We start from the raw sequence: 11,042 nt of genomic DNA, 5'->3' as shown, positions 1-11,042 counted from the left end.
TCAGGGTTTATTTGATATGCCCGCTTTTATAAAATCTACAAAAGATAATAAAAAACTATATGGAAAGACCGCATTTTGTTTGAAAATATACCTTAAGTTGATGGATGTGTGTTGTTACCCCTAAAATAGCAATTTTTATATTGGATTCAATCTGTTTGATTATATAAGGTTTTCCGAAATAAGGTTTCTTTATGTTTTTATCTAAAATGTTTGCTGATAGGTACGGGAAGTTCGCAGTAGTCACAGCATTATTTAATATATCCATCCCGTAATTAAATTCATGATTGCCGATAATTGCAGCGTCATACTGTAAGTAATTCGCTAATAAGGACATTGGGTTTTTTTGTTTTTTTCGTATGTAACATAATGATAAGTAAATGGTGTTCCTTGAATAAAGTCGCCATTATCAATTAAAAGAACGTTTGTATTTTGGGAACGTTCTTTTTTTATAAGAGTAGAAATTTTAGCTAAACCAAGTTCTGCTGGGGAGTTATCTTGGTAGTGAATAGGATAAACAGTGCCATGTATATCGCTTGTTAATAAGATGTTTAAAGTTACAGTTTGATTTTGTTCCAATATGACTCACCTTTTCTATTGTTATCTTCCAATTCATCATATCAAATATGTGAAGAGAATTTTAATGTGAGTGTATAGAATGTGTAAAGATTCTGTAAATAATCAATTATTTGTAAAAATATGTGATATATTTCTTCATGTTTATGAAAGGTTATTTTATAACAATGAAAAATGGAGGCATTAATATGTTGAAAAAAGTTTTTGCAATGAGCACAACAGTTGTACTAGCAGCGGGATTATTAAGTGGCTGTGGAACGAAGGAATCAAGCGCAAGTAAAAATGAAGATACGAAAAAAGGGTATGTACCGAAGACTTTAAATGTTCAATTTGTTCCTTCTCAAAATGCAGATACGTTAGAGGCGAAGGCAAAACCGCTTGAGAAGCTATTAAGTGATAAGTTAAATATTCCAGTAAAAGTTAGTATTTCAACGAACTACAATACAATTGTAGAAGCGATGGCATCTAAACAAGTAGATGTAGGATTTTTACCGCCGACAGCGTACGTATTAGCACATGAAAAGAAGGCTGCAAATGTAATTTTACAAGCACAACGTTTTGGAGTAGAGGATGAAACAGGAGCCCCTACAAAAGATTTAGTAGATTATTATAAATCTGAGTTTGTTGTTAAGAAAGATTCAAATATTAATAGTGTAAAAGATTTAAAAGGTAAAAAAATTGGTTATCAAGATGTAACGTCATCAGCGGGATATGTGTGGCCTGCAGCTGTTCTATTAAAAGAGGGAATTGATCCGTTAAAAGATGTGAAACCTGTTACATTAAAAGGTCACGATCAGTCGCTTATTGCTCTTTTAAATGGTGACGTAGATGCGGCTGTTGTATTCCAAGATGCTCGTAATATTGTAAAAAAAGATTATCCGAATATATTTGATCAAACGAAAATAGTGAAATTTACTGAGAAAATTCCGAACGATACAATTTCTGTACGATCTGATTTAGATGCAGAGTGGAGCAAGAAATTACAAGATGCTTTCATTGAAATTGGAAAGAATGAGGAAGGCCGTAAAATCATTAAAGAAGTATATTCACATGAAGGATATGTTAAATCTGATGATAGTAAATTTGACATCGTTCGTGAATATGGGAAGAAAGTAAAAACGCAATAATACATATGGAAATGGCAGCTAGCTGAAAGGGGATGTTTTCAGTTAGTTTGCCGTTTTGAATACATAGAAGGTAGGTAAGATGTGTGATAGAGTTTCGAAATGTCTCCAAAGTGTATCCAAACGGTACAAAAGGATTGAATAATATAAACTTGAAAATTCAAAAAGGTGAGTTTGTTGTAATGGTAGGGCTGTCTGGAGCTGGAAAATCTACACTTCTCAGATCCGTAAATCGTCTTCATGAGATTACCGAAGGAGAAATCATTATTGAAGGTGAGTCTATTACTGCTGCGAAAGGAAAAGGATTAAGGCGTATGCGCCGGGATATCGGTATGATCTTCCAAAGTTTTAACCTTGTAAAGCGATCAACAGTATTAAAAAATGTATTAGCTGGTCGTGTTGGATATCATTCCACATTACGTACAACGTTAGGTTTGTTTCCGAAAGAAGATGTGGAGCTCGCATTTCAAGCGTTAAAAAGAGTGAATATTTTAGAAAAAGCATATGCACGTGCTGATGAATTATCAGGAGGACAACAGCAACGTGTATCAATAGCTAGAGCATTGGCACAAGAAGCAAAAATCATATTGGCAGATGAGCCTGTTGCATCGTTAGATCCACTTACGACAAAGCAAGTATTAAATGATTTGAAAAAAATCAATGAAGATTTTGGAATTACAACAATTGTGAATTTGCATTCTATTGATTTAGCTAGGCAATATGCGACACGTATTATTGGATTACATGCAGGAGAAATTGTTTTTGATGGTTCAGTAGAAGAGGCGACAGATGAAAAATTTGCTGAAATTTATGGAGATGTAGCACAGAAAAATGAATTGTTAGAGGTGGCAGTTAAATGAGTGACGTAACGATATATTCGAAATCGATACCGAAGCCGCCGAGTAAGTTGAAACATATGTTAACGTTTATTTTAGTTATTTTAATGCTGTGGAGTAGTAGTGTACAAGTAGATGCATCATTTTCAAAACTGGTAGACGGTTTTCCCAATATGGTAGATCTATTGAAAGAGATGGTGCCACCTGATTGGAGTTATTTTCAAGTTATTACAACAGCGATGTTAGATACAATACGTATGGCGATTATTGGGACGACCTTAGGAGCGATTTTAGCTATTCCACTTGCACTGTTTGCAGCAAGTAATGTGTTTACTAACACATTTTTATACAGTCTAGCTCGAATGATTTTAAATTTGATACGAACGATACCAGATTTATTATTAGCGGCAATTTTCGTAGCGATTTTTGGAATTGGGCCACTTCCAGGTATTTTGGCTCTTACTTTTTTTTCAATTGGACTTGTAGCGAAATTGTTGTATGAGTCAATTGAATCAATTGATCCAGGTCCGTTAGAGGCGATGACAGCGGTAGGAGCTAATAAGGTGCAATGGATTGTTTATGGGGTAATTCCGCAAGTGAAAGCACATTTTGTCTCCTATGTTCTTTATACATTTGAGGTGAACGTACGTGCAGCAGCTGTTTTAGGTTTAGTAGGAGCAGGTGGTATTGGACTATATTATGATCGTACACTTGGATTTTTACAATATAAACAAACTGCTTCTATAATTATTTATACCCTTATTGTTGTTTTGTTAATTGACTACATTAGTACATTGTTACGGGAGAAACTATAATGAATAGAACGACGATGATTGTGCCAAAACCGAAGAAACCGAGTATATATCGCTGGATTATTTTAATAGCACTTACAGTTGTATATGTATGGGCCTTTTCAGGAGTACCATTAGAAGGGATAAAGGACACAGCAGGTGAAATCACGAAAGCAATTATGACAGGGATATTAAATCCAGACTGGTCGTATGTATCTTTGCCAGATGGTGAAGATTTATTACATGGATTAATTGATACGTTGGCAATTGCGATATTAGGTACATTTATTTCTGCATTTTTATCTGTTCCGTTTGCCTTTTGGGCGGCAACGAATATGAGTATTGGAAAATTAACTTCAGGATCTGGGAAATTTGTGCTTAGTTTTGTTCGTACGTTTCCTGAATTAGTTATGGCTCTTTTATTTATAAAAGCTGTTGGTCCAGGCTCTTTTGCAGGAGTATTAGCCTTAGGATTACATTCTATTGGAATGTTAGGAAAACTATATTCAGAAGGAATTGAAAACATAGATAAAGGACCGACGGAAGCGTTACTAGCAACAGGAGCAAACCGTTTTCAAATACTTTGGTATGCGGTGTTACCACAAGTGTTACCAGATTTTCTATCGTATACGTTATACAGATTTGAAATTAATGTACGATCCGCTGCGATTTTAGGGGTTATCGGAGCAGGAGGGATTGGTACACCTTTAATTTTTGCGCTGAGTTCACGGAATTGGTCTCGTGTTGGGATTATTTTATTAGGTATTATTTTAATGGTAATTATAATTGATTTGATTTCAAGCTCGATTCGGAAACGGATTGTTTAACTTATTTGAAAAGCATCGAAGTTAGATGCTTTTTGTGTTTTTAAAAACGTATTAAAAAAAGTAAGTATAGAAGAAATTTGTATAAATATACAGATAATTCCCTTTCTTTTTAAAATAAAAATAATGAAAAAGTATGTCATATTGAATGCCCATACATTCCCGGGAACATTGATTTTTTTATAAAAAACCAAAAAAATATCAACATATTTGTCGATACATGTTGTATAATCTTGCGTGGGAAGCTATCATATAAATGTATAAAACGTTTACTAATATAAGCGAAGGGAAGAATAGCATGTCACATTCAATCGAACAACTTTCTATCAACACGATTCGCACATTATCCATCGATGCGATTGAAAAAGCAAACTCTGGTCACCCAGGAATGCCAATGGGTGCAGCACCAATGGCTTATACATTATGGACTCAATTTATGAAACACAATCCAAATAACCCAACGTGGTTTAACCGTGATCGTTTCGTATTATCTGCAGGTCATGGTTCAATGTTATTATACAGCCTACTTCACCTATCTGGTTATGATGTAACAATGGATGACTTAAAGAACTTCCGTCAATGGGGAAGCAAAACTCCAGGACATCCTGAGTACGGTCATACAGCTGGTGTAGATGCAACGACTGGTCCACTTGGACAAGGTATTGCAACTGCTGTAGGTATGGCAATGGCTGAAAGACATTTAGCTGCTAAATATAACCGTGATGCGTATAGTGTAGTAGATCATTATACATACGCTATTTGTGGTGATGGAGATTTAATGGAGGGCGTTTCTGCTGAAGCATCTTCATTAGCTGCTCATTTACAATTAGGTCGTCTTGTTGTGCTTTATGATTCAAACGATATTTCATTAGATGGCGATTTAAATCGTTCATTCTCTGAAAGTGTAGAAGATCGTTACAAAGCATACGGATGGCAAGTAATCCGTGTTGAGGATGGAAACGATATTGAAGCAATCGCGAAAGCAATTGAAGAAGCGAAAGCTGACGAAAAACGCCCAACGCTAATTGAAGTAAGAACGACAATTGGTTTCGGTTCTCCAAACAAATCAGGAAAATCAGCTTCACATGGTTCTCCACTTGGTGTAGAAGAAACGAAATTAACGAAAGAAGCATATGCTTGGACTGCTGAGCAAGACTTCCACGTAGCAGAAGAAGTATATGACAACTTCCGTAAAACAGTACAAGATGTTGGTGAAACTGCGCAAGCTGAGTGGAACACGATGCTAGGTGAATATGCACAAGCATACCCAGAATTAGCAAACGAATTCCAAGCAGCAATGAACGGTCAACTTCCAGAAGGTTGGGAGCAAAACCTACCAACTTATGAATTAGGATCAAAAGCAGCAACTCGTAATTCTTCTGGTGCTGTAATTAATGCAATTGCAGAGTCTGTACCATCATTCTTCGGTGGATCTGCTGACCTTGCTGGTTCTAACAAAACATACATGAATAACGAAAAAGACTTTACAAGAGATGATTACAGCGGTAAAAACATTTGGTACGGTGTACGTGAGTTCGCAATGGGTGCAGCAATGAACGGTATTGCACTACATGGTGGTTTAAAAACTTACGGTGGTACGTTCTTCGTATTCTCTGATTACTTACGTCCAGCAATTCGCCTTGCAGCATTAATGCAATTGCCAGTAACGTATGTATTCACACATGACAGTATCGCTGTTGGTGAAGATGGTCCAACACATGAACCAATCGAGCAATTAGCAGCGCTTCGTGCAATGCCAAGCGTTTCTGTTATCCGTCCTGCTGATGGTAACGAATCTGTTGCAGCTTGGAGACTTGCTTTAGAATCTACAAACAAACCAACTGCTTTAGTATTAACTCGTCAAGACCTTCCAACATTAGAAGGTGCAAAAGATGATACGTATGAAAAAGTAGCAAAAGGTGCATATGTAGTTTCTGCAAGCAAGAAAGAAACGGCTGATGTAATCTTACTTGCAACTGGATCTGAAGTAAGCCTAGCTGTTGAAGCTCAAAAAGCATTAGCAGTAGACGGCGTTGACGCAGCGGTTGTCAGCATGCCATCTATGGATCGCTTCGAAGCTCAAACTGCAGAGTACAAAGAATCTGTATTACCAAAAGCAGTAACAAAACGTTTCGCAATCGAAATGGGTGCTACATTCGGATGGCACCGTTACGTAGGTCTTGAAGGAGATGTGTTAGGTATCGATACATTCGGTGCTTCTGCTCCTGGTGAGAAGATTATGGAAGAGTATGGATTTACTGTAGAGAACGTTGTTCGTAAAGTAAAAGAAATGCTTTAATGATTTCAGAAAAATCTCTCCGGCATGGAGAGGTTTTTCTATGTAAATGAGTTTTTTCGACAGAAAAAGTTTTTTATCTCTCCGCAGTCAGACAATCATTGCAAATTTTCTTATATATAATGAAGAGAAAAGGTTGTCCAGATTGGGAGTGGAAAAATGAAAACGTATGAATTGTATTTAATTCAAGAGGATATTGCGAAAGCTTATTTTGGTCGTGAATATTTGTTTTTTGATTTATTTGCTCGATTTTCAGAATCTGGGTCCCTTTCGGAGAAAAAAGTGTTATATAAGCAAATGATGTATATAACGATGCCATTGCAAGTAATGAAAATTCATCATAAATTAGAACAAGCTTTGCGCGTTCTTGGTAAATATGATAGAACACATCATACACATACACTTTATACGGGAGCGGAGTACGGCGAAATAATGGTGAAACCGCACTATATTCGTATGAATACCTCTGGAAATGTCTCTATGGAAACAACATTCTTTGAGGTGTTAAGAAAGTGTGAATTAACATTTTTAGCTATGGATTATGAAAATACAAAGTACGGATGGCTGAATCCTCTAAAACAAGTACGAACATATGTGTAAAAAATGTCGAATTGTATCTTGTCTTATTGAAAAGGTTTTAGTACACTGTAAGGTAGACAACATGAAGGAGGAAAATATATGCCAATTTGGTTAGGTATTCTAGTGGGCGTAGTAGCACTAGTAGCAGGCGTGGCGTTAGGATTTTTCATTGCCCGCAAATATATGATGAATTACTTACAAAAAAATCCACCAATTAACGAACAAATGTTAAAAATGATGATGATGCAAATGGGACAAAAACCTTCCCAAAAGAAAATCAATCAAATGATGAGCGCAATGAACAAGCAACAAATGAAATAAGCGCTAAAAGACACTCGCTAAGAGTGTCTTTCTTTTTGTTAGTTATAGTTTTTAAAACTTTTAAAAATTCTGTATTTTTGGTAAACTGAAAACATCGCTCATTTTAAGGGAGGAGGAAAAAAATGAAAGTGTTTATGAATTTAGCGTGGTTTTTTAAACAAGAAAAACGAGCGTACATAACTGGAATTATTTTATTGTTTGGCGTTGCACTTTTAGAACTTGTAGCACCAAAAGTAATTGGAATCGTTGTAGATGAAATTAATGATGGAACATTGACGACCGATAAGTTACTAAAATGGGTTGTACTATTAGTAATTGTAGGCATTACGATGTACATATTACGTTACATATGGCGTATTATGATTTTCGGGTCTTCATTAAAATTAGCTCGCCAATTACGAAAAAATTTATATGAACATTTTACAAAGATGAGTCCATCTTTCTATCAGTCAAATCGAACAGGTGATTTAATGGCACATGCGACCAATGATATTCAAGCGATCCAGCAAACTGCTGGAGCAGGTGTTTTGACGCTTGTTGACTCATTAGCTGTCGGAGGATGTGTACTCGTAGCGATGGGTTTTACAATTAGCTGGAAGTTAACATTATTAAGTTTAATTCCAATGCCGATTGTAGCTATTTCGACAAATTATTATGGAACTTTATTACATAAAAGGTTTCATAAAGCACAGCAATCGTTTTCGGAAATCAATGATAAAGTGCAAGAGAGTATGAGTGGAATGAAAGTGATTCGCTCGCTTGGACAAGAGAAAGAAGATTTGCAGGCGTTTCGAAGAAAATCAGAAGATGTTGTACATAAAAATGTGTTAGTTGCACGTATTGATTCGTTATTTGATCCGACAATCTCTCTTATCGTTGGATTTTCTTTTTTAATCGCAGTATGTTATGGATCGGTATTAGTTGTAAGAGGTGAATTAACAGTAGGTGATCTCGTTACATTTACGACATATTTAGGTACCCTCGTTTGGCCAATGTTAGCGTTTGGATGGTTATTCAATATTATGGAGCGTGGGCGTGCTTCATATGACCGTGTAGAAAAAATTCTTTCACAAAAATCAGATGTAGTAAATAGCGAAAAAGCTGTACAGACAATAGCGAGCGGTAATGTTTCGTTTGCCGTTGATTCATTTTCGTATAAGAAAAATGAATTGTTACATTTAAACGATATTCACTTTGATTTGAAGAAGGGCGAAACGCTAGGAGTTGTAGGACGTACAGGCGCAGGGAAAACAACTTTATTAAAATGTTTAATCCGTGAGTATGATCATTTTAATGGTGAATTAAAAATTGGGGAGCGAGATATTCGAGATATAACACTTCATGGTGTCCGTTCTGCCATTTCATACGTGCCGCAAGATCATTTTTTATTCTCAGCAAGTATTGGTGAGAATATTGCCTTTGGAAAGGCGGATGCTACATATAATGAAATTACCCAAGCTGCAGAGATTGCTTGTATTCATAATGACATCCTCCAATTTTCAGAAGGATATGAAACAGTAGTAGGGGAAAGAGGTGTTTCGTTATCTGGTGGCCAAAAACAGCGAATCTCTATTGCTCGTGCTTTATTAACAAATGCTGAAATTTTAATTTTGGATGATTGTTTATCAGCAGTAGATGCAAAAACAGAAGAGACGATTTTAAGTGCCTTAAAGAGGGAAAGAGCAGGGAAAACGACGATTATTACTGCACACCGATTAAGTGCAATTCAGCATGCCAATCTTATTCTTGTTGTTGATGAAGGTAGAATTGTACAAAGAGGTACACATGAGGAATTAATGAAGGAAAACGGCTGGTATAAGGAAATGTATGAAAGCCAGCAATTAGAAGCTTTAGTCGAGAAAGGAGGCGTATGATGGTAGAGAAGAAGCGAAGTGATTTAAGTAGATTGCTTTCCTATATGAAGCCATATAAAGGGTTGCTATCTTTAGCATTTATCTTTTTAGTTGGTGCGACAGTAACGGAAATGATGGGTCCTTTTTTAATTAAACAATTCCTCGATGAACACCTAGTACCGCGGGATTTTGAACGATCAGCGCTCGTTACTTTATTTGTAATTTACATAGTTGCTCATTTATTAAAAGTATTATTTACGTATTTAAATCTATTGTACTTTCAGAACATTGCTTTTAAGATTGTTCAAGATATGCGAGTTGAAGTATATGAACATGTTCAAAAGCTGTCATTAAGTTTCTTTGATCGTACGCCGATTGGTACACTTGTATCGCGTATAACAAATGATACGGAAGCGATTAAAGATTTTTATGTTAGTGTATTATCAACATTTGTGAAAAATGTAGTCTTTTTAGTAGGTATTTTAGTAGCGATGTTTTTATTAGATGTAAAATTAGCGCTATTTTCTCTCGTATTAATTCCGATAATGTTTGCGATTATGGTATTATATCGCCGGAAAAGTGCAGCTTTTTATTTAGAAGTACGTAATCAACTAAGCGTGTTAAATGCAAAGTTGAACGAGTCCATACAAGGAATGAATATTGTTCAAGTGTTCAGACAAGAAAAACGTATGAGAAAAGAGTTTGAAGAAGTGAATAATAAACATTATAGTGCAGGGCGACGTACTTTGAAGTTAGACGCATTACTTTTACGACCAGCTACGGATTTAGTGCATATTGTAGCTATTGCGTTAGTACTAGGTTTATTTGGGATTGATGCTTTAAAGAGCCCTGTTGAAGTAGGAGTTTTATATGCTTTTGTTAACTATATACATCGTTTCTTCCAACCTGTAAATGAGATGATGATGAAATTGTCCTTTTTCCAACAGGCACTTGTTTCGTCATCACGTGTATTTCATTTAATGGACGAGAAAGATTTAGCACCGGTTCAAAAAGGCAATGAGAATCCTCAAGTTGTGGATGGGGATATTGAATTTAAAAATGTTACTTTTTCATATGATGGAAAGCGTGACGTTTTAAAAAATGTATCATTTCACGTGAAACAAGGGCAAACGGTTGCTTTTGTTGGGCATACTGGTAGCGGAAAAAGTACGATTATGAATTTGTTAATGCGATTTTATAATATTAAGTCAGGAAATATTGTAATAGACGGTGTAGATTTAGAAAAATTTGAAGAACGAGAAATTAGAAAGAAAATAGGACTCGTATTGCAAGATGCATTTTTATTTGCTGGAAATGTAAAGCAAAATATTCGTATGTATAATGAAGAAATTACGGATGAAGAAGTAAAAGAAGCTGCTCGATTTGTGCAAGCAAATACGTTTATTGAAAAGTTACCAAAACAGTATGAAACAGAAGTAGTAGAAAGAGGTGCAGCATTTTCAAGCGGTCAACGACAATTAATTGCTTTTGCTAGAACGATAGCAACGAATCCGAAAGTATTAGTATTAGATGAAGCAACAGCTAATATCGATACAGAAACAGAAGAGGCTATTCAAACAGCGTTGCAACAAATGCGAAAAGGTAGAACGACGATAGCCATTGCGCATAGGTTATCTACAATTCAAGATTCAGATCAAATTTTTGTGATGCATGATGGAGAGATAGTAGAAAGAGGAACACATCAAGAATTACTAAGTGAGCAAGGTTTGTATTATAATATGTACTTGCTACAAAATAAAGTGAATTTGCAAAAGGCCTTGTAATACAAGGTCTTTTTTATTTTGTATACAACATATGTTTACTCTTTGTTTCTATAGCATAAAT

9 protein-coding genes and 1 pseudogene are annotated in these 11,042 nt (G+C 35.6%); 9 read left to right on the top strand and 1 reads right to left on the bottom strand.

Annotated elements, in window-relative coordinates; translation table 11 throughout:
- Positions 1-106: 106 nt before the first annotated feature.
- Positions 107-576 (bottom strand): annotated as a pseudogene (locus ACS2CR_RS26335) (metallophosphoesterase); the annotation flags it as partial.
- A gap of 185 nt (positions 577-761) precedes the next feature.
- Between ACS2CR_RS26335 and ACS2CR_RS26330 the strand changes: the two are divergent.
- The 9 genes from ACS2CR_RS26330 to ACS2CR_RS26290 all read left to right on the top strand — a co-directional run bounded on the left by ACS2CR_RS26330 (position 762) and on the right by ACS2CR_RS26290 (position 10,981).
- Positions 762-1,700, top strand: a complete 939-nt coding sequence (locus ACS2CR_RS26330) for a phosphate/phosphite/phosphonate ABC transporter substrate-binding protein (protein ID WP_000915064.1) — start codon at positions 762-764, stop codon at positions 1,698-1,700.
- An 83-nt stretch (positions 1,701-1,783) separates the two neighbouring features.
- A complete protein-coding gene (phnC, locus tag ACS2CR_RS26325) occupies positions 1,784-2,557 on the top strand; it encodes a phosphonate ABC transporter ATP-binding protein (RefSeq protein ID WP_000569247.1) in 774 nt (257 codons plus the stop codon).
- Positions 2,554-3,348 carry a phosphonate ABC transporter, permease protein PhnE gene (gene phnE, locus ACS2CR_RS26320; protein ID WP_001286376.1) on the top strand — a complete coding sequence of 265 codons (795 nt, stop codon included), beginning with the start codon at positions 2,554-2,556 and terminating at the stop codon, positions 3,346-3,348. The genes phnC and phnE (ACS2CR_RS26320) overlap by 4 nt, the downstream gene beginning before the upstream one ends.
- Complete coding sequence (gene phnE, locus ACS2CR_RS26315; RefSeq protein ID WP_001082387.1) at positions 3,348-4,151, top strand: phosphonate ABC transporter, permease protein PhnE; 804 nt, start codon at positions 3,348-3,350, stop codon at positions 4,149-4,151. Before phnE (ACS2CR_RS26320) ends, phnE (ACS2CR_RS26315) begins: the two co-directional genes overlap by 1 nt.
- A gap of 295 nt (positions 4,152-4,446) precedes the next feature.
- A complete protein-coding gene (tkt, locus tag ACS2CR_RS26310; RefSeq protein WP_053512835.1) occupies positions 4,447-6,447 on the top strand; it encodes a transketolase in 2,001 nt (666 codons plus the stop codon).
- A 156-nt stretch (positions 6,448-6,603) separates the two neighbouring features.
- Positions 6,604-7,044, top strand: a complete 441-nt coding sequence (gene sirA / locus ACS2CR_RS26305; protein WP_000860645.1) for a sporulation inhibitor of replication protein SirA — start codon at positions 6,604-6,606, stop codon at positions 7,042-7,044.
- A gap of 78 nt (positions 7,045-7,122) precedes the next feature.
- Positions 7,123-7,344, top strand: coding sequence for a YneF family protein (locus ACS2CR_RS26300; protein WP_001123317.1), 222 nt, complete (start codon positions 7,123-7,125; stop codon positions 7,342-7,344).
- 122 nt (positions 7,345-7,466) lie between these two features.
- Positions 7,467-9,218: an ABC transporter ATP-binding protein gene (locus ACS2CR_RS26295; protein WP_000862453.1), complete on the top strand. Its 1,752-nt coding sequence runs from the start codon at positions 7,467-7,469 to the stop codon at positions 9,216-9,218.
- A complete protein-coding gene (locus ACS2CR_RS26290; protein WP_153602742.1) occupies positions 9,218-10,981 on the top strand; it encodes an ABC transporter ATP-binding protein in 1,764 nt (587 codons plus the stop codon). Before ACS2CR_RS26295 ends, ACS2CR_RS26290 begins: the two co-directional genes overlap by 1 nt.
- The last annotated feature ends 61 nt before the right edge of the window (positions 10,982-11,042 follow it).

Source organism: Bacillus cereus group sp. BceL291, assembly GCF_051776705.1.
Lineage (GTDB): Bacteria > Bacillota > Bacilli > Bacillales > Bacillaceae_G > Bacillus_A > Bacillus_A cereus.
The sequence above is the reverse complement of the archived record's forward strand: the minus strand, read 5'-3'. Positions and strand labels throughout refer to the sequence as shown.